This is a genomic window from Micromonospora sp. RHAY321, assembly GCF_023896955.1.
Classification (GTDB): Bacteria; Actinomycetota; Actinomycetes; order Mycobacteriales; family Micromonosporaceae; genus Micromonospora.
Genome location: NZ_JAMHIW010000006.1, coordinates 167,411 through 186,972, shown reverse-complemented (window position 1 = coordinate 186,972; position 19,562 = coordinate 167,411). Strand labels below are relative to the sequence as shown.

Genomic DNA, 19,562 nt, shown 5'->3' with positions numbered 1-19,562 from the left:
GGCGGCATGACTCAGCTCGTGCACACCCGCGTCGACCTGGCCGAGGCCCGGGCCGCGCTGAAGGGCACGGTCGCCGTGGTGATGACCATGGGCGCGCTGCACTCCGGGCACGAGACGCTGCTGCGTGCCGCCCGGGAACGGGCCGACCACGTGCTGGTGACGATCTTCGTGAACCCTTTGCAGTTCGGGCCGAACGAGGACTTCGACCGCTATCCGCGGACGCTCGACGCGGACCTGGAGGTGTGCCGGCGGGCCGGCGCCGACCTGGTCTTCGCCCCGTCGGTGGCCGAGATGTACCCGGACGGTCAGCCGCGGGTGCGGCTCGACCCGGGTCCGCTCGGATCGGAGCTGGAGGGCGCGAGCCGCCCCGGGTTCTTCCACGGCGTGCTCACCGTGGTGTTGAAGCTGCTCCAGCTGACCCGGCCCGACCTGGCGTTCTTCGGCGAGAAGGACTACCAGCAGCTCACCCTGGTCCGGCGGATGGCCCGCGACCTGGACGTGCCGGTCGAGGTGGTCGGCGTGCCGACCGTCCGCGAGCCGGACGGCCTGGCGCTGTCCAGCCGTAACCGCTACCTGAGCGAGTCGGAACGGGCCGCAGCGTTGAGCCTGTCCGCCGCGCTGCGGGCCGGTGCGCGGGCCGCCGACGACGGCCTGGACGCGGGGGCGGTGCTGACCGCCGCGCACGCCGCGTTCGGCGTCGGTACGCCCGGTGCCCGGCTCGACTACCTGGTGCTGACCGATCCCGATCTGGAGCCGGGGCCGGTGTCCGGGCCGGCGCGGCTGGTGATCGCCGCGTGGGTGGGCAGCACGCGGTTGATCGACAACGCGGCGATCCACCTCGCCCCCCGCCCCTGATCCGGCCGCACCCTCCACCACCCTCGCGAAAGGCCACCCCGATGCTGCGGACCATGCTCAAGTCGAAGATCCACCGGGCCACCGTGACCCAGGCCGACCTGCACTACGTCGGTTCGGTGACGGTGGACGAGGACCTGCTCGACGCCGCCGACCTGCTTCCCGGCGAGCAGGTGGCGATCGTCGACATCACCAACGGTGCCCGGCTGGAGACGTACGTCATCCCGGGCGAGCGGGGCAGCGGCGTCATCGGCATCAACGGCGCCGCCGCGCACCTGGTGCACCCCGGTGACCTGGTCATCCTGATCTCGTACGGCCAGATGAACGATGCCGAGGCCCGGTCGTACCAGCCGCGGGTGGTGCACGTGGACGCCGACAACCGGGTGGTCGAGCTGGGTGCCGACCCGGCCGCGGCGGCACCGGGCACGGCCGGTGACCCGGTGCCCAGTCCGCTGGCCGTGGTGCGCGTCTGACCCACGCACGATGGTTCCGGTCTGTCACCGGAAGGTCATGTCCGGTTACCCTTGGCACGCCGTCGGAAGATGGTCGGTGGCTGGGGGAGGCCGCGATGCGCCGTGCCATGACGACCCTGTTCGCCACTGCCGTCACGGCGGCTCTGCTGGCTGGCTGCGGCGGGTCCGGCGGCCTGGACGGTGATCTGACCGACGACTGGGCGGCGCTGCCGCCGGCGACGGCGTTCACCCCGGCCGTCGGCGTGTGTCAGGCCGCCGACTTCACCGACGTGGTCACCCTGGCCAGCTACCAGCCGGTGGACTGCGCCGGCCCGCACCGGGTGGAGACCGTGCACGTGGGCGCGTTCCCGGTCGAGCGGGCCGCGCCCCCGGCCGGCGGTTCCGCCGAGCTGCGGGGCGCTTTCGCCGAGTGCGACACGAGGGCCACCGGGTACGTGGGCGACGACTGGCGGGCCGGCCGGCTGCGGTTGTCGGTGGCGCTGCCCTCGGGTCCGGGCTGGGCGGCCGGTTCCCGCTGGTACCGGTGCGATCTCAGCGAGCTGACCACGGTCGAGGCGGCGGCCACGGTGGTGGTCCGGTCGGGCAGTCTGCGGGACGCGTTGAAGGGGGCCTCGGCGCTGCGGCTGGGCTGCCAGCAGACCCGCGGCGGCGCTGGCCGGGGTGTGCAGACACTGGTCCCGGTGGAGTGCGGTGCCCGCCACGACGCGGAGTTCGTCGGGGTGTGGCGAGCGCCGGACACCCCGTACCCGACCCGCGACGCGGACTGGGCGCCCCTCTACACGGGCTGCCGCACGGTCCTGGGCCGGTACGTGGGTGTGCCGGACGACGCCGAGCTGCGGTTCCGCAGCGGTGTGGTCGTCCGCCCGCCGGGTGCGGGGCGCTGGCGCGTCGGCGACCGGGGGGTCCGCTGCTACCTGTGGCTCAGCGACCGTACGGTGACCGCCTCGCTGCGGGGCGCGGGGCCGGCCGGCCTGCCGGTCCGGACGAAGTGACCGTGGGCCGCCGGCAGGGCCGGGGCCGGACGGGGTAGTCCATACCACTCGTCGCGCCCCCGCCGCCCCGGACGAGGACGGTTCGGGTTGACTGGGGGGATGGACCTTCCGACGGTGGACCTGCCGGCCCTGCCCTCGTTGCTGGCCGCCCCGGCACCCGGCTGGGTGGAGACCACCGACGTGATCGTGGTGGGTTCCGGGGTGGCCGGGTTGACGGCGGCGCTGCACCTGCGCGAGGCGGGTCTGCACGTCACGGTGGTTACCAAGGTCAACATTGACGACGGCTCGACCCGGTGGGCGCAGGGCGGCATCGCCGCGGTGCTCGACCCGGCGGACACCCCGGCGGCGCACGCCCGGGACACCGAGATCGCCGGGGTCGGGCTCTGCGACCCTGCGGCGGTCCGGGCGCTGGTCGAGGAGGGCCCGGTCCGGCTGCGGGAGCTGATGCGGATCGGCGCCGAGTTCGACCGCCATCCGGACGGTTCGCTGATGCTGACGCGTGAGGGCGGGCACCGGGCGGATCGGATCGTGCACGCCGGCGGGGACGCCACCGGGGCCGAGGTGCAGCGGGCCCTGCACGCGGCGGTACGGCGGGACCCGTGGATCCGGCTGGTCGAGCACGCGCTGGTGCTGGACCTGCTGCGGGCCCCCGGAGACGGCCCGGACGGGCTCGGCCCGGCGTGCGGGATCACCCTGCACGTGCTCGGCGAGGGCAGCGAGGACGGTGTGGGGGCGCTGCTGGCCCGGGCGGTGGTGCTGGCCACCGGTGGAATGGGCCAGATCTTCGCCGCCACCACCAACCCCGCGGTCTCCACCGGGGACGGGGTGGCGTTGGCGATGCGGGCCGGCGCGGCGGTGACCGATGTGGAGTTCGTCCAGTTCCACCCGACCGCTCTGATCACCCCGCCCGGCGCGGGTGTGCCCGGTGCCGGGCACGCGCAGCAGCCGCTGGTCTCGGAGGCGCTGCGTGGCGAGGGCGCGTACCTGGTGGACGCGGACGGCAAGCGCTTCATGGTGGGCCAGCACGAGTTGGCCGAGCTGGCTCCGCGGGACGTGGTGGCCAAGGGCATCCACCGGGTGCTGATGGCCACCGGCGCGGACCACGTCTTCCTCGACGCCCGGCACCTGGGCGGGGCCTTCCTGGCCAGCCGGTTCCCGACCATCGTGGCGTCCTGCCTGGCGATCGGCGTCGACCCGGCCACCGACCTGATCCCGGTCGCCCCGGCCGCCCACTACGCCTCCGGCGGCGTCCGCACCGACCTGCGCGGCCGCACGTCCATCCCCGGCCTGTACGCCTGCGGCGAGGTCGCCTGCACGGGCGTGCACGGCGCGAACCGGCTGGCCAGCAACTCGCTGCTGGAGGGTCTGGTCTTCTCCCGGCGGATCGCCGACGACATCGCGGCCGGCCTGCCCGAGCAGGTCCAGCCGGCCGACACCGGCGCCTGGCGTGGTGGTGCGGGCTGGGTCGTGCCGGCCGAGGCGACGCCGGCCCTGCAACGGGCGATGACCAGGGGCGCGGGTGTGCTGCGCTCCGCAGCGACGCTGGCCGACACGGCCGGGACGCTGACCGAGGTGGGTGCCGCCCGGGGCCGTCCGCGGACCGCGGACTGGGAGGCGACCAACCTGCTCACCGTGGCATCGACGCTGGTGGCGGCCGCGTACGCGCGCGGTGAGACCCGGGGCTGCCACTGGCGGGAGGACTTCCCGACGGCCGACGAGCGGTGGCTGGGCCACCTGGTCGGGTCGGTCGGGGCGCAGGGCATGGTGACGCAGCAGTGGGAGGGAAGGCGATGACGGAGTCGACGCGGCTCGCGTTGCAGGCGGCCGGACTGGACCCGGCTCAGGTGCGGCGGGTGATCGAGGAGGCGCTGGTCGAGGATCTGGGGCCGGGCTTCCTGGACGTCACGAGCGTGGCCACCATCCCGGCGGAGCAGACCGACACCGCCGACCTGGTGGCCCGCGCGGACGGCGTGGTGGCCGGGACGGCGGTGGCCGCCGCCGTGTTCGAGCTGGTCGGTGAGGTGACGGGTTTCGGCCGTACCGTCGAGGTGTCGGTGCTGGCCCGCGACGGCGAGCGGGTGGCCCGCGGCGACGTGCTCGTGACGGTGACCGGGCCGACCCGGCTGCTGCTCACCGCCGAGCGCACCGCGCTCAACCTGTTCTGCCGGATGTCGGGGGTGGCCACCCACACCCGTGCCTGGGCGGACGCGCTGGCCGGCACGAAGGCGATGGTGCTGGACACCCGCAAGACGACGCCGGGCCTGCGGGCGCTGGAGAAGTACGCGGTGCGGGCCGGCGGGGGCACCAACAAGCGGATGGGCCTCTACGACGTGGCCATGATCAAGGACAACCACAAGCTGGCCGCCGGGGGTATCACCGCGGCGTACCGGCGGGTCCGGGAGTCGTTCCCCGAGGTGCCGGTGCAGGTCGAGGTGACCACGGTCGACGAGGCGGTGGAGGCGGTGGAGGCCGGCGCGGGTTTCCTGCTCTGCGACAACATGTCCCCCGAGACGCTGGCCGAGGCGGTGGCGGCCGTGGGTGACCGGGCCGAGTTGGAGGCGACCGGCGGGCTGACCCTGGAGGTGGCCGCCCGGTACGCGGCCACCGGCGTCGACTTCCTCTCGGTGGGGGCGCTGACCCACTCGTCGCCCATCCTGGACATCGCCATGGACCTGCGGATCGAGTGATCGGATGCCCGGCCGGGCTCACACGGTGGTCAGCGAGGTGGCGGCCAGGTTGAAGATCACCCGGTTCTCGGTGTCCTGCCGGCCGTCCAGGCCGTACTTGGCCCGGAAGAGTTCCAGCACCCGGTTGTAGATCTCCGGCGGCAGCTCGTCGGCCTCGCCGATGGCGAAGGTCTCGCCCTCCGCCTCGGGCCGGTCCAGCACCACGCTCAACCCCGCCAGCCCGTGCCGGGCCACGTTGCGCACCAGGTCGGTGCCGGCGATGTACCAGTCGCCGTCGGAGCGGACGTAGAGCGCCTCGCAGGTTTCCAGGTCCCGACCGGCCTGGCGCAGGCAGAGCCGCAGGGTGAGGCAGGCCGCCAGGTCCTCCAGCGGCGCGGTCTCCCACAACTCGGCGAACCGGTCGTCGACGAACTCACCCAGCGGCGTGGAGATGAACGCCTCGATCTGCTGCGTGTCGAAGGTGCTGCCCTGCACCGGGAAGAAGGAGATGAACGCCTTGCCGTCCCAGCGGTACATCTGCACCGAGGGGGCGGCACTGTAGACCCTGACCTGGAGGCGGGCGCGGGCCGACTCGGGCAGTTCCTCGCTGAGCCGTGCCAGGTGCCACAGGTTGTTGAGGATGGCCACGGAGGCGTCCCGTCGGCGCAACTCCTCGCCGCGCAGCCGTACCGCCGGTGAGTCCGGGTCGAGCAGCAGCACCTTGACGGCCGCGCCGTTGGCGAGCGCGGAGCGCAGGGCGGCCACGAACCGGGCCGCGTACGGGCCCTCCAGCATGCTGGTCCAGGTCTCCAGGATGGCCACGATCTCCCGGCACTGGGCGACCCGTTCGATCAACGCGTCCCGGTCCAGCCGGGGGTGCTCGATGATGCTGACCGTCTGTAGTTCGCGGAAGAGCGGGTTGAGCACCACGTAGGTCAGGAGCGTCATGATCAGCGCGGCGCCGATGTTGAGGTAGAGATCGCCGGCGAAGCTGCCCGCCTCCCGCAGGGACGCCCGCCACGCCTGCACGATCATCCAGACGGCGCCGCCGGCCAGCGCGACCAGCACCAGCACGTGTCTCCGGCGCCGGCGCAGGGTGTTGCGGCCCCGCATCCACCACGTCCCCGACATGTCCGCTCCCCGTCCGGCCGCGCCGTGGATTGACCCATGTTCATGTCGCGATACGACCAAGGATACGGTCCGCGGGCCGGTCCGCACCGGCCCGTACGGCGGTTGTCTAGGCTGCGTGCGTGCTGCTCTGCATCGACATCGGAAACACCAACACCGTGCTGGCGACCTTCGACGGCGACAAGCTGGTGCACTCCTGGCGGATCAAGACCGATGCCCGCTCGACGGCGGACGAGCTGGGCCTGATGTTCCGGGGCCTGCTCGCCGGGGACAACGTCGAGATCACCGGGGTGGCCGCCTGCTCCACGGTGCCGGCGGCGCTGCGGTCGCTGCGTACCATGCTCGGCCGTTACTACGCCGACCTGCCGAGCGTGATCGTCGAGCCCGGTGTGCGGACCGGGGTGCAACTGGCGATCGACAACCCGAAGGAGGTGGGCGCCGACCGGGTGGTGAACACCCTGGCCGCGTACACCCTCTACGGCGGGCCGTCGATCGTCGTGGACTTCGGCACCACCACGAACTTCGACGTGATCAGCGGTCGGGGCGAGTTCCTCGGTGGGGCGTTCGCCCCGGGCATCGAGATCTCCTTCGACGCGCTCGCCGCGCGCGCCGCCCAGCTGCGCAAGGTCGAGGCGACCAAGCCCCGTTCGGTGATCGGCAAGAACACCGTCGAGTGCCTCCAGTCCGGCCTGTACTTCGGCTTCGCCGGGCAGGTGGATCGGATCGTCGAGCGGATGACCGAGGAACTGGGCACGGTGAAGGCCGTGATCGCCACCGGCGGTCTCGCCTCCCTGGTGATCAACGAGTGCCGCAGCATCACCCACCACGAGCCGATGATCACCCTGATCGGCCTGCGGATGGTCTACGACCGCAACCTCTGACCCCGCCCCGGACGAGGCACGTCTCACCGTCGGCGGGCCCGCAGCACGATCGTGCGGTACGGCAGCTCGACCGTCTCCCGCCCGGCCAGCTCCGGGTGGCTGGCGAGGAGCTCCCGCAGCTCCCGCTCCACCGTCTGCCGGGTCTCGGCCGGCGCGGTGAGCCAGTAGGAGCGCGTCCGGATCAGGGCGACCACGTCGTCCGGCGTGAGGGTCGTGGTGTGGGTGAACTCCCCCACCTCGATCGGCGCGAACCCGGTGCCGAAGTCGGTGTACTTCTCGATCACGTTCCCGGCGTTGTCGCCCAGGTGGGCGATCCGCCCCAGCTCCGCCACCCACCCGACCCGCTCGTCCCTGATGTTCCAGATCGGCGCGAACGTACCGCCGGGGCGGAGCACCCGCGCGATCTCGGCGTGCGCGCGCTCCCGGTCGAACCAGTGGTAGGCCTGGCCGACCAGCACCGCATCGGCCGCGCCGTCGGGCAGTGGCACCGCCTCGGCGCTGCCCGCCAACGCCGTGGTGCCGGCGGTGGCGCTCTCCAGCTGCGCCCGCATCCCCGGATCGGGCTCCACGGGTACCACCCGGTGGCCCAGGGCCAGCACGGAGCGGCTCAGGATCCCGGTGCCCGCGCCGAGATCGACGACCCGGAGCGGCCTGTCCGCGCCGGTCCCGCCGTCGAGCGCCCACCGTACGGCGGACTCCGGATACCGAGGACGAAACCGGTCGTAATCGGCCGCCGCGGCGCCGAACGAGAGAGCCTGAGTGTGATCGGCCATGGCGGGCAGGTTATCCGGTAACGGCCCCCCAGGGGCTTGAGTACGCTCGGGCCTGACCCCCTGTATCTCCGTGACGAGGAAGCGTGCCGTGACCGAGCAGAACCCCGTGCCAGTGGACCCCGCCGACGACCTTCCCGAGCAGATGAAGGTCCGCCGGGAGAAGCGGGACCGGATGCTCGCCGACGGCGTCGAGCCGTACCCGGTGGGATTTCCCCGTACGGCCACGCTGGCGGAGGTGCGGGCCCGCTACGGCGACCTGCCCACCGACACCGCCACCGGCGACCAGGTCTCGGTGACCGGTCGCGTGATCTTCGTACGCAACACCGGCAAGCTCTGCTTCGCGACCCTGCGCGACGGCGACGGCACCGAGCTGCAGGCCATGCTCTCCCTGGACCGGGTCGGGCCGGAGCGCCTGGAGGACTGGAAGCGCCTCGTCGACCTCGGTGACCACGTCGGCGTCACCGGCGAGGTGATCACCAGCCGTCGGGGTGAACTGTCGGTGCTGGCCGAGCGGTGGGAGATGACCGCCAAGGCGCTGCGGCCGCTGCCGGTGGCGCACAAGCCCCTCTCCGAGGAGGCCCGGGTCCGCCAGCGCTACGTCGACCTGATCGTCCGGCCCCAGGCCCGGCAGATGGTCCGTACCCGGGCCGCCGCGGTGCGCAGCCTGCGCGATTCGCTGCACGGGCAGGGCTTCATCGAGGTCGAAACGCCGATGTTGCAACTGTTGCACGGAGGCGCGGCGGCCCGACCGTTCGTGACTCACAGCAATGCATTGAGCACCGATCTGTATCTGCGAATCGCCCCGGAACTGTTTCTCAAGCGCGCAGTCGTCGGCGGCGTCGACCGCGTCTTCGAGATCAACCGCAACTTCCGTAATGAGGGTGTCGACTCTTCGCACTCGCCGGAGTTCGCGATGCTGGAGACGTACCAGTCGTACGGCGACTACAACACGATGGCCGAGTTGACCCGCAATCTCGTGCAACAGGCGGCGATCGCGGTCAGCGGCTCGACGGTGGTGACCCACGCCGACGGGCGGGAGTTCGACCTGGGCGGCGAGTGGCGGTCGGTGACCCTGTTCGGGGTGCTTTCCGAGGCGCTCGGCGAGGAGGTCACGGTCCGCACCGAACGGCACCGTCTGGTGGAGTACGCGGACAAGGTGGGATTGGCCGTGGACCCGAAGTGGGGCCCGGGCAAGCTGGCCGAGGAACTGTTCGAGGAACTGGTCGTCCCCGGCCTGCAGGCACCCACCTTCGTCCGGGACTACCCGGAGGAGACCAGCCCGCTGACCCGGGCGCACCGCAGCGAGCCGGGGCTGGCCGAGAAGTGGGACCTGTACGTGCTCGGGTTCGAGCTGGGCACCGCGTACTCCGAGCTGGTCGACCCGGTGGTGCAGCGGGAACGGCTGATGGCCCAGGCGCAGCTCGCGGCTCGTGGCGACGACGAGGCGATGCGTCTCGACGAGGACTTTCTCCGCTCGATGGAGTACGGAATGCCACCCGCCGGCGGTATGGGAATGGGAATCGACCGGCTGTTGATGGCGCTGACCGGGCTCGGAATTCGGGAAACGATCCTCTTCCCGTTGGTCCGGCCCGAGTAGTCTCGGCCGGCTCGCGCCACGTCGATACCGCATCCTATTGACGGGGCGAGCAGCGCGCGGGTTATTGTGCTCTCGTTAGCAGGAGCACCCTGCTCGAAAGGAATGTGGGACGTGGCCAAGCAGATCATTCACAAGCTGGTCGATGACCTGGACGGCGGGGACGCGGACGAGACCGTCAAGTTCGCCCTCGACGGCGTTCAGTACGAGATCGACCTGTCGAGTTCCAACGCCGCGAAATTGCGCGACCTATTCGCGCCGTACGTGGGCGCCGGCACCAAGGTGGGCCGGGGCGGCGTGGTGATCGGTGGGCGTGCCGCCCGCGGTCGGGGTGGCGCGACCGCCGACCGGGAGCAGAACAAGGCGATCCGGGACTGGGCCAAGAAGGCCGGCAAGGACATCTCGGACCGGGGTCGTATCCCGCAGGAGATCGTCGACGAGTTCCACGCGAAGCGCTGATCGTCAGCAGCTTGGTGGCAGCGGCCACCGAAGGGCGACACCGACGCCGGGCCGGGGCATTCTCCGGCCCGGCGTCGCCGTGTCCGCAGCGGGAAGCATTACCGCCCGCCCGACGTTGTCCACAACCAGTGGAGCAGCTATCCACAGCCTGTGGAGAACTTCCCCCAGGGTCGCGCGCGGCGTCCGTCGTCGGCGTCGGCCCCCCTCCCGGCCCCCCTCCAGGGCTGGGAGCGAGCTTCGTCGCGCTGGTCGGATTTCGCTCTGCGCGTAGCGACAGGGGTACCGGAACACCTCCTGAGCGCGGACGGTTGTCCAAAACGACGTGGAACCGACCCGCACCGGAGACACACGACCTCAGCTGAGTCGGTCAGCGACGATAGAGTAAGGAGGCACGGACGCCCGTCCCGGACGTCCGCGCACCGGCCCCGCCGAGATCTAGACCATCAAGGCGCACGGCACGTGAGGAGCACGAGGGCATGTTCGAGCGGTTCACCGACCGAGCGCGACGGGTTGTCGTCCTGGCCCAAGAAGAGGCCCGGATGCTCAACCACAACTACATCGGTACGGAACACATCCTGCTGGGCCTGATCCACGAAGGTGAAGGCGTCGCGGCAAAGGCCCTGGAGAGCCTCGGCATCTCCCTGGAGGGCGTCCGCCAGCAGGTCGAGGAGATCATCGGCCAGGGCCAGCAGGCGCCGAGCGGGCACATCCCGTTCACGCCGCGGGCCAAGAAGGTGCTGGAGCTGTCGCTGCGCGAGGCGCTGCAGCTCGGCCACAACTACATCGGCACGGAGCACATCCTGCTCGGTCTGATCCGCGAGGGTGAGGGCGTCGCTGCCCAGGTGCTGGTCAAGCTCGGCGCCGACCTCAACCGGGTCCGCCAGCAGGTGATCCAGCTCCTCTCCGGTTACCAGGGCAAGGAGCCGGCCGCCGCTGGCGCCGCGCCGGGTGAGGCCGCGCCGTCGACCAGCCTGGTGCTGGACCAGTTCGGCCGCAACCTGACCCAGGCCGCCCGCGAGGGCAAGCTCGACCCGGTCATCGGGCGCGAGAAGGAAATCGAGCGGGTCATGCAGGTGCTCTCCCGCCGTACCAAGAACAACCCGGTCCTGATCGGTGAGCCCGGCGTCGGTAAGACCGCCGTGGTGGAGGGCCTGTCCCAGAAGATCATCAAGGGCGAGGTGCCCGAGACGCTCAAGGACAAGCAGCTCTACACGCTCGACCTCGGTGCGCTGGTCGCCGGTTCCCGCTACCGCGGTGACTTCGAGGAGCGCCTCAAGAAGGTGCTCAAGGAGATCCGCACCCGCGGCGACATCATCCTGTTCATCGACGAGATCCACACCCTGGTGGGTGCGGGTGCCGCCGAGGGCGCGATCGACGCGGCGAGCATCCTCAAGCCGATGCTGGCCCGTGGTGAGCTCCAGACCATCGGTGCCACCACGCTTGATGAATACCGCAAGCACCTGGAGAAGGACGCCGCGCTCGAGCGCCGGTTCCAGCCGATCCAGGTGGGTGAGCCGTCGCTGGCGCACACCATCGAGATCCTCAAGGGCCTGCGCGACCGCTACGAGGCGCACCACCGGGTGAGCATCACCGACGCCGCGCTCGTGGCAGCCGCCACGCTGGCCGACCGGTACATCTCCGACCGCTTCCTGCCGGACAAGGCGATCGACCTGATCGACGAGGCCGGCGCCCGGATGCGGATCCGCCGGATGACCGCGCCGCCAGACCTGCGCGACTTCGACGAGCGCATCGCCCAGGTGCGTCGCGACAAGGAGTCCGCGATCGACGCGCAGGACTTCGAGCGCGCCGCCCAGCTGCGTGACAAGGAGAAGCAGCTCCTTGGCCAGAAGGCGCAGCGGGAGAAGGAGTGGAAGGCCGGTGACCTGGACGTCGTCAGCGAGGTTGACGACGAGCAGATCGCCGAGGTGCTCGGCAACTGGACCGGCATCCCGGTCTACAAGCTGACCGAGGAGGAGACCTCTCGCCTGCTGCGCATGGAGGACGAGCTGCACAAGCGCGTCATCGGCCAGGAGGACGCGGTCAAGGCGGTCTCGAAGGCGATCCGGCGTACCCGGGCCGGCCTGAAGGACCCGAAGCGCCCGTCGGGCTCGTTCATCTTCGCCGGCCCGTCCGGCGTGGGTAAGACCGAGCTGTCCAAGGCGCTCGCCGAGTTCCTCTTCGGCAGCGAGGATGCTCTCATCCAGCTGGACATGTCCGAGTTCCACGACCGCTACACGGTCTCCCGGCTGGTGGGTGCCCCTCCCGGCTACGTCGGCTACGACGAGGGCGGGCAGCTGACCGAGAAGGTGCGGCGTCGGCCGTTCTCGGTGGTTCTCTTCGACGAGATCGAGAAGGCCCACCCGGACGTGTTCAACACGCTGCTCCAGATCCTGGAGGACGGTCGGCTCACCGACGGTCAGGGTCGGATCGTGGACTTCAAGAACACGGTCATCATCCTGACCACCAACCTGGGCACCCGTGACGTCGCCAAGGCGGTGTCGCTGGGCTTCCAGCAGTCGGAGGACTCCGAGTCCACCTACGACCGGATGAAGCAGAAGGTCAACGACGAGCTCAAGCAGCACTTCCGGCCTGAGTTCCTCAACCGGATCGACGACACCATCGTCTTCCACCAGCTGCGCCAGAACGAGATCCTCTCGATCGTGGACATCATGATCCAGCGGATCGAGTCGCAGCTGCGCAACAAGGACATGGGTCTGGAGCTGACCGACAACGCCAAGAAGTACCTGGCGCTGAAGGGCTTCGACCCGGTGCTCGGTGCCCGTCCCCTGCGTCGCACGATCCAGCGCGACATCGAGGACAACCTCTCCGAGCGGATCCTGTTCAACGAGCTGACCCCGGGTCAGATCGTGGTGGTGGACTGCGAGGGCGACCCGAACGACATCGACAAGTCCAAGCTCGTCTTCCGGGGCGCGGACAAGCCGGTCGAGGTTCCGGACGCCGTGCCGGCCGACCTGGGCGGCACCGCCGCCGCGGGCGCGGACGAGTAGTACGACCAGTAGCAAGGGGCGGGGCCCCGGTGGCGCGAGCCACCGGGGCCCCGCCTTTTCGCCACCACCGAAGGATGGGGCGCGGGTCAGGCGGTGAGGTCGGGGACGGGCAGCGACGGGCCGTCGCCGACCAGGCGGAAACTGTCGACCCCGGCGGGCTCCACCAGCCCGTCCTGCATCAGGCCGGCCAGGGCACGGGCGCGCTGCACGTCGTCGGTCCAGACCTGGTCCAGCCGCTGGTGCCCAACCGGTCCCGTGGCCTCCCGGAGTACGCCGAGCAGCAGCCCGCGTACCTGCCGGTCGGTGCCCGCGTACCGCTGCGGGCGACGGGTGGGTCCGGCCGGTGCCTCCTGCCCGGAGGCCCTCCACGCGCAGATCGACTCGACCGGGCAGGCCGTGCAGCGGGGCGATCTGGCCGTGCAGATGACCGCTCCCAGCTCCATGAACGCCGCGCTGGCGAGCGCCGCCGCTGCCGGATCGAGCGGGAGAAGCTCCTCGGTGGCGACCAGGTCGGCCGGCCGGGTCACCGGCCCGGCGTCGGCTTCGCCGGCCACCGCCCGGCAGACCACCCGTCGCACGTTCGTGTCGACCACGGGGTGCCGCTGCCCGTACGCGAACGCGGCCACCGCCCGCGCCGTGTACGTGCCGACTCCCGGCAGCGCCAGAAGCTGCTCCAGCCGGTCCGGCACCTGGCCGCCGTGCCGGTCCACGATCGCGACCGCACACTCCCGCAGCCTGACCGCCCGACGGGGGTACCCGAGGCGTCCCCACATCCGGATCGCCTCGGCCGGGCTGTCGGCCGCGAGCGCAGCCGGGTCCGGCCAGCGTGCCAGCCACGCCTGCCAGGCCGGCACCACCCGGACCACCGGTGTCTGCTGGAGCATGACCTCGCTGACCAGGATGGCCCACGGGCTGACTCCGGGTTCGCGCCACGGCAGGTCACGGGCGTGCTGTTGGTACCACCGGCTGACCATGGTGGCGAAATCGGGTTGAGTCATCGCGTCGTCGATGATGTCACGCGGTGCATTCCCGCTGGATGGGCGGCTCGGGCGGTGTGTCGCTGCGGCGGCGGACGGATCGGGCAGAATGCGCGGATGAACGAGCTCGCGATCACCGTCATCGGCCGGGACCGGCCGGGCATCGTGGCCGACGTCGCGGAGGTACTGGCCCGACTGGGCGCGAATCTCACCGACAGCACGATGACCCGCCTGCGGGGGCATTTCGCGATGACCCTCATCTGCACCGGCCCGGCCACCGCCGAGGTCGAGGCCGCGCTGGCGCCGCTGGCCGCCGAGGGCCAGCTGTTGGCGACGGTACGCGCCGTCACCCCGGACGGGGAGGTGCCGCCGGCGGGCGAGCCGTACGTGATGGCGGTGCACGGGTCGGACCGGATGGGCATCGTCGCGGCCATGACCCGGGTGCTGGTGGACGCCGGCGGGAACGTCACCGACCTGAGCACCCGGTTGGCCGGCTCGCTCTACGTGGTGCTGGCGGAGGTCGAGTTGCCGCCCGGCGTGGCCGACACGTTGACCGACCGGCTGCACCGGACGGCCACCGAGCTGGGCGTGGAGGTCACCCTCCGGCCGGCGGACCCGGACCTGCTGTGACGGGCGAGCGGAGCGGGGCGGACGCGGGCCGGGAGGTCGGCACGTACGCCGGTCTGGGTGACTGGACGCCGGAGTCGCTGGCGGTGCCGGGCGAGGTGCGGCCGGTGGTGTCGGCCCCCCACCCGGTGCTGAGCAGGGCCGGCGGCGAGGTCGACCCAACCGCGGGGGAGACCGTCCGGCTGGCCGCCGACCTGGTGGCCACGATGCGGGTCTCGCCGGGCTGCGTGGGTCTGGCCGCACCGCAGATCGGAGTGGGTGCCCGGGTCTTCGCGGTCGATGTGACCGGGCATCCGAAGGCGGTGACCGTGCACGGCACCTTCGTGCTCTGCAACGCGCGGGTGGTCGAGGCGACGCGGTGGAAGCCGGGCCGGGAGGGGTGCATGTCGGTGCCGGACCTGACCGGGGACGTGAAGCGTGCCAGCCGACTAGTGGTGGAGGGTGACCTGCCGGGGACCGGGGAGGCGGTCCGGCTGGTGACCGACGGCTTCGAGGCGCGGGCGTTGCAGCACGAGATCGACCACTGCGCCGGGCTGCTGTTCCTGGACCGGGTGGCCGGCGCGCACGCCGTCTACCAGCGCAAGGTCTACCTCTGACCCGGCGCTGGACCATCGAACTGTCCGTCCTGATTGGAGAGTCGACCGGTCGAGCCGGTGGCGCTCCGGCGCGTCGCGCCGGGCTGCCGGGTGCCGCGCCGCTACGGTGGGAGGCATCATGCGTCTGACGGTCGGCCCCCTGCCACCCGCCGTGTACTGGCGGCGTCGCGCCGTCGTACTCGGAGCGGGGCTTCTCTTCCTGATTGTCCTGCTCTATTCCTGCACGGGTTCGGGCCGCTCCGGCGGCCGACCGCAGGCAGGGGCGACACCGACGTCGGCGCCGACGTCCGCCGCGGCCCCGGGCCCCGGCGAGTCTGTGTTGACGCCGCAGAGCGGGGCTCCGCCGGCGTCCCGGTCGGCCGATCCGGCCGCAGGGGAGCCCAGCCCCGAGATCACCAGCAACGTGCCGCCGCCGGGCGCGGCCGGGTCGGTGGACGACGGCACCTGCACCGACGCGGAGATCACCGTGACCTCGGTGGCGCAGCCCACCTCGGTGCAGCGCGGAGCGGTCGTCGACCTCCAGCTCAAGATCAAAAACACGGCGGAGCGGACGTGCAGCCGGAACGTCGGCGCCGACCTCCAGGAGATCTTCATCAAGTCCGGTGCCGAGAAGATCTGGTCGTCGGACACCTGCGGCAAGGTGCAGGGGTCGGACGTGCAGTCCTTCACGCCCAACTTCGAGCGGGCCTACCAGGTGGGCTGGAACGGCCGGGACACCAGCCGGTGCGACAACAACGGGCTGGCCGCCGGGCCCTTCCCGCCGGCCGGGACGTACCAGGTGTTCGCCCGGGTCGGCACCAAGCTGAGCGCACCGGTGAAGATCACCATCACCGGCTGAGCCGGGTCAGACGTACCGCTCCAGGATGGATGCCTCGGCGAGCCGGGACAGCCCCTCGCGGACGCCCCTGGCGCGGGCGTCGCCGACCCCCTCGACGGCCTGCAGATCCTCCACCGTCGCACCCAGCAGCCGCTGGAGGCTGCCGAAATGCACCACCAGGCGGTCGACCACCGCCACCGGCAGGCGGGGCACCTTTGCCAGCAGTCGGAAGCCACGGGGGCTGACCGCGGCGTCCAGCGCGTCCGATGCGGCGGGGTAACCGATCGCCTTGGCAACCGACACCAGGTCGATCAGCTCGGTGGCACCCAGCAGGTCAAGCTCGACCAGCGCCTCGTCCAGGGTGCGGGACTTGCGGCCGACCGGGAGGTAATCCCGGATGACCAGCGTCCGGTCGGCGTCCACGCCGGCCATCAGCTCGTCGAGCTGGAGCGCGAGCAGTCGGCCGTCGGTGCCCAGCTCGACCACGTAACCGGCGATCTCGTCGGCGATCCGGCGGACCATCTCCAGCCGCTGCACCACGGCCACGGCGTCCCGCACGGTGACGAGATCCTCGATCTCCAGAGCGGAGAGCGTGCCGGAGACCTCGTCCAGCCGGAGCTTGTAGCGCTCCAGGGTGGCCAGCGCCTGGTTGGCCCGGGAGAGGATGGCCGCCGAGTCGTCAAGCACGTGCCGCTGACCGTTGACGTAGAGGCTGATGATCCGCATGGACTGGCTCACCGAGATGACCGGGTAGCCGGTCTGCCGGGCCACCCGCTCGGCGGTGCGGTGGCGGGTGCCGGACTCCTCCGTCGGGATGGACGGGTCGGGCATCAGGTGCACCGCCGCCCGGACGATCCTGGTGCCGTCACTGGAGAGCACCACTGCGCCGTCCATCTTGCACAGCTCCCGCACCCGTGTCGCGGAGAACTCCACGTCCAGGGGGAAGCCACCGGTGCACAGGCCCTCGACGACCTTGTCGTAACCGAGCACGATGAGCGCGCCCGTGCGGCCGCGCAGGATGCGCTCCAACCCGTCCCGCAGCGCGGTGCCGGGTGCCATCAGGGCCAGGTTGGCCCGCAGCGGATCCCCGGCGCTTCCGGCGGCACCCGCCGTCACGCTCACGCTGATCGGACGGGCGGGCGAGCCCACGCCACCGGTGCGGGCGTGAGGCGGCGCGCCGGCAGGCTTGGTGGTATCGCGGTCGATCGGCACGGGCACAGTCTACGGACTGCCGTGCGGTGGGTGCTGTCGTGGTTACTGTGATGTGTCACGATGCCGCCCTTCGAACCGTTTCCCGCTTGGGGCGTGCTGTCCGGTATCGCCGTCCCCGTCGACACGGTGGGTCACTCGGCGGACGCGCGGGCCGCATGGTGCAGGGCCGAACGCACGTCCGTGACCTCGGTCACCCGCATCTGCTCGGGACCGGCACCGGTGCTGGCCGGGCCGCAACCGGGCGGGACCAGGGCCACCTTGAACCCCAGCCGGGCCGCCTCGGCCAGCCGGCGCGGCACCGCCCCGACCCTGCGCACCTCGCCGGTCAGCCCCACCTCGCCGATCGCCACCAGGTGCGGCGCGATGGCGAGGTTGAGACCCCCGGAGGCGACCGCCAGCGCGACCGCCAGGTCGGCCGCAGGCTCCACCACCCGGATGCCGCCCACGGTGGCGGCGAAGACCTCCCGGTCGTGCAGGGTCAGCCGCTCGGTGCGGCGTTGCAGCACCGCGAGCACCATCGCCAACCGGGCCGAGTCGAGGCCGGAGACGGTGCGCCGGGGGGAGCCGGCCACCGTCGCGCCGATCAGCGCCTGCACCTCGGTGACCAGGGCCCGACGCCCCTCCATCGCGACGGTCACGCAGGTGCCCGGCACCGGCTCCGAGTAGCGGGTCAGGAACAGCCCGGACGGGTCGGCCAGGCTGCTGATGCCGCCCTCGTGCATCTCGAAGCAGCCGACCTCGTCGGCCGCGCCGAACCGGTTCTTGACGCCGCGCACCAGCCGCAGCGAGGAGTGCTTGTCGCCCTCGAAGTGCAGCACCACGTCGACCAGGTGCTCCAGCACCCGGGGGCCGGCCACCTGGCCGTCCTTGGTGACGTGCCCGACCAGCACGGTGGCGATGCCCCGCTCCTTGGCGACCGAGACCAGCGCGGCGGTGACCGCGCGGACCTGGGTCACCCCACCGGGCACGCCCTCGGTGCCGGTGGTCGAGATGGTCTGCACCGAGTCGAGCACCAGCAGGCCGGGCTTGACCGCGTCGAGGTGCCCCAGCACCGCCGCCAGGTCGCTCTCCGCGGCGAGGTAGAGCTGGTCGTGCAGGGTGCCCATCCGCTCGGCGCGCAACCGCACCTGGCTGACCGACTCTTCCCCGCTGACAACCAGCGAGGGGGTGCCGGAGCCGGCGGCCCACTGCTGCGCCACATCCAGCAGCAGGGTCGACTTGCCGACACCGGGCTCGCCGGCGAGCAGCACCACCGCGCCCGGGACGAGGCCGCCGCCGAGCACCCGGTCGAGCTCGCTCACCCCGGTGGGCCGGGCGCGGGCCGGCGCCGCGCTGATGGTGGCGATCGGCCGCGCCGGCTCGGCCGGCAGCCGGGAACTGACCACCCGACCGGACACGGTCGGACCGGTCACCGTGCTCTCGACGACCGAGCCCCACTCGCCGCATTCCGGGCAACGCCCCACCCACTTGGGCGGCTGGTGGCCGCAGGCGTCGCACTCGTAGGCCGGACGGGGCTCGCGGGCGGTGGACCGGCCGCGGGCGCCACTGGCCGTGCCGCCGCGCGGAGCGGCCGATCGGGAGGTGGTCACATCAGGACGCTAGCCCTCGCGTACGACGAAAACACCCCGGCGTGGTGGTCACCACGCCGGGGTGTTCGTCGATGCCGGGATCAGGTCAGCCGTGGCCGGAGCCACCCTCTTCCTGACCTTCGTAGCCGCCCTCGCGCTCGATGATCGGCGAAGGGGGTGCCGCCGGGGTGAGCGGCACCGCGATCGGCGCGGGCCCGGTCACCGTGTTGCCGTTACCGAAGTCGAAGGTCACGAAGACGTTCTGGCCGGAGCGCAGCGCCTCGGTCAGGCCGATCAGCCGGAGCTGCTGGGTGGCCTCGGAGTTGAGCTGGAGGTAGCTGAGCGGCGCCAGCTCGATCCGGGCGGGCTGACCCGGGGTGGAGGGGCTGGCCGAGCCCGACGCCCGCGCCGACTCCGGGGCGGACGGGGTGGCCGAGGACGACCCGGTCTCGGACGGGGTCGCCGACGGGCTGGCCGAGTCGGACCCGGAGGTCGACGGGCTGGGCGAGCCGGACTCGGACGGGCTGGCCGAGGCGGAGGCGGACGGCGACGGGCTGGCCGAGCCGCCGCTGATCACGACCTCGCGGGCGCTCTCGGTGGTGACGGTGACCGTCACCGTGTCCCTCGAGTCGTTGTAGATCACGGCGTTGAGCAGGGCGTCCTGCCCGGCCTTGTAGCCCTCGGCGCCGGGGTAGTCGACGAGCAGGCCACGCACCGCGAAGGCCCCGTTGCCGGCCGTGAGGTTGACGCCCTGGACCGACGGCTCCTTGTTGGCGGTCTCGGCGATCTGGCCGGCGCCGCACCCGGACGCCAGCAGGCTGGTCGCCGCCGCAATCCCGGACAGCAGCAGGGCCGCCCGCCGGGATCCCCTGATCGAGCGCGTCACGTCGGTCCTCCTCGTCACGATCCCCACCCGGCCGCACGCCGGGCACGGTGGCC

The 19,562-nt window shown here is 71.9% G+C and carries 18 protein-coding genes; 12 read left to right on the top strand and 6 right to left on the bottom strand.

Translation table 11 applies throughout. From position 1 onward, the window contains the following. The first annotated feature begins 6 nt into the window (after positions 1-6). The 5 genes from panC to nadC all read left to right on the top strand — a co-directional run bounded on the left by panC (position 7) and on the right by nadC (position 5,004). Positions 7-855 carry a pantoate--beta-alanine ligase gene (panC, locus tag M8C17_RS16370; protein WP_252417330.1) on the top strand — a complete coding sequence of 283 codons (849 nt, stop codon included), beginning with the start codon at positions 7-9 and terminating at the stop codon, positions 853-855. 41 nt (positions 856-896) lie between these two features. Then, entirely contained in the window at positions 897-1,325 is a 429-nt protein-coding gene (gene panD / locus M8C17_RS16365; protein ID WP_252417328.1) for an aspartate 1-decarboxylase, read from the top strand. Between the two features lie 95 nt (positions 1,326-1,420). Then, entirely contained in the window at positions 1,421-2,317 is an 897-nt protein-coding gene (locus tag M8C17_RS16360) for a septum formation family protein (protein WP_252417327.1), read from the top strand. 99 nt (positions 2,318-2,416) lie between these two features. Then, positions 2,417-4,111, top strand: coding sequence for an L-aspartate oxidase (locus M8C17_RS16355; RefSeq protein WP_252417326.1), 1,695 nt, complete (start codon positions 2,417-2,419; stop codon positions 4,109-4,111). Then, a complete protein-coding gene (nadC, locus tag M8C17_RS16350; RefSeq protein WP_252417325.1) occupies positions 4,108-5,004 on the top strand; it encodes a carboxylating nicotinate-nucleotide diphosphorylase in 897 nt (298 codons plus the stop codon). Before M8C17_RS16355 ends, nadC begins: the two co-directional genes overlap by 4 nt. 18 nt (positions 5,005-5,022) lie before the next feature. Here the strand turns inward: nadC and M8C17_RS16345 are convergent, their stop codons facing one another. Continuing rightward, positions 5,023-6,114 carry a hypothetical protein gene (locus M8C17_RS16345; protein ID WP_252417323.1) on the bottom strand — a complete coding sequence of 364 codons (1,092 nt, stop codon included), beginning with the start codon at positions 6,112-6,114 and terminating at the stop codon, positions 5,023-5,025. Positions 6,115-6,233: 119 nt separating this feature from the next. Between M8C17_RS16345 and M8C17_RS16340 the strand changes: the two genes are divergently transcribed. Then, positions 6,234-6,992, top strand: a complete 759-nt coding sequence (locus M8C17_RS16340; protein WP_252417322.1) for a type III pantothenate kinase — start codon at positions 6,234-6,236, stop codon at positions 6,990-6,992. Positions 6,993-7,015: 23 nt separating this feature from the next. Here M8C17_RS16340 and M8C17_RS16335 read toward each other — a convergent pair whose 3' ends face one another. Next, positions 7,016-7,765, bottom strand: a complete 750-nt coding sequence (locus M8C17_RS16335; protein WP_252417321.1) for a class I SAM-dependent methyltransferase — start codon at positions 7,763-7,765, stop codon at positions 7,016-7,018. Positions 7,766-7,853: 88 nt separating this feature from the next. Between M8C17_RS16335 and lysS the strand changes: the two genes are divergently transcribed. From lysS to M8C17_RS16320, 3 genes are all read left to right on the top strand, one after another. Beyond that, a complete protein-coding gene (gene lysS, locus M8C17_RS16330; protein WP_252417320.1) occupies positions 7,854-9,362 on the top strand; it encodes a lysine--tRNA ligase in 1,509 nt (502 codons plus the stop codon). Positions 9,363-9,473: 111 nt separating this feature from the next. Then, the gene (locus tag M8C17_RS16325) at positions 9,474-9,818 is read left to right on the top strand and encodes an Lsr2 family protein (RefSeq protein ID WP_252417318.1); all 345 of its coding nucleotides are present in this window, start codon (positions 9,474-9,476) and stop codon (positions 9,816-9,818) included. 476 nt (positions 9,819-10,294) lie between these two features. Next, positions 10,295-12,826 carry an ATP-dependent Clp protease ATP-binding subunit gene (locus M8C17_RS16320; RefSeq protein ID WP_252417317.1) on the top strand — a complete coding sequence of 844 codons (2,532 nt, stop codon included), beginning with the start codon at positions 10,295-10,297 and terminating at the stop codon, positions 12,824-12,826. 86 nt (positions 12,827-12,912) lie between these two features. On the opposite strand, the gene M8C17_RS16315 is transcribed toward M8C17_RS16320, so the two are convergent. Further along, positions 12,913-13,824: an A/G-specific adenine glycosylase gene (locus M8C17_RS16315; protein ID WP_252417316.1), complete on the bottom strand. Its 912-nt coding sequence runs from the start codon at positions 13,822-13,824 to the stop codon at positions 12,913-12,915. Positions 13,825-13,920: 96 nt separating this feature from the next. On the opposite strand from M8C17_RS16315, the gene M8C17_RS16310 reads away from it, so the two are divergent. From M8C17_RS16310 to M8C17_RS16300, 3 genes are all read left to right on the top strand, one after another. After that, positions 13,921-14,433, top strand: a complete 513-nt coding sequence (locus M8C17_RS16310; RefSeq protein WP_252417315.1) for a glycine cleavage system protein R — start codon at positions 13,921-13,923, stop codon at positions 14,431-14,433. Beyond that, positions 14,430-15,026 (top strand): peptide deformylase, encoded by a 597-nt coding sequence (locus M8C17_RS16305; protein ID WP_252417313.1) that lies wholly within the window; start codon positions 14,430-14,432, stop codon positions 15,024-15,026. Before M8C17_RS16310 ends, M8C17_RS16305 begins: the two co-directional genes overlap by 4 nt. A gap of 118 nt (positions 15,027-15,144) precedes the next feature. Beyond that, on the top strand, positions 15,145-15,864 hold the full coding sequence (locus M8C17_RS16300; RefSeq protein ID WP_252417312.1) for a hypothetical protein: 720 nt from the start codon (positions 15,145-15,147) through the stop codon (positions 15,862-15,864). Positions 15,865-15,870: 6 nt separating this feature from the next. Here M8C17_RS16300 and disA read toward each other — a convergent pair whose 3' ends face one another. From disA to M8C17_RS16285, 3 genes are all read right to left on the bottom strand, one after another. Next, positions 15,871-17,055: a DNA integrity scanning diadenylate cyclase DisA gene (gene disA, locus M8C17_RS16295; protein ID WP_252417311.1), complete on the bottom strand. Its 1,185-nt coding sequence runs from the start codon at positions 17,053-17,055 to the stop codon at positions 15,871-15,873. A 131-nt stretch (positions 17,056-17,186) separates the two neighbouring features. Then, positions 17,187-18,644, bottom strand: coding sequence for a DNA repair protein RadA (gene radA, locus M8C17_RS16290; protein ID WP_252417309.1), 1,458 nt, complete (start codon positions 18,642-18,644; stop codon positions 17,187-17,189). 85 nt (positions 18,645-18,729) lie between these two features. Next, complete coding sequence (locus tag M8C17_RS16285) at positions 18,730-19,509, bottom strand: hypothetical protein (protein ID WP_252417308.1); 780 nt, start codon at positions 19,507-19,509, stop codon at positions 18,730-18,732. Positions 19,510-19,562: the final 53 nt, after the last annotated feature.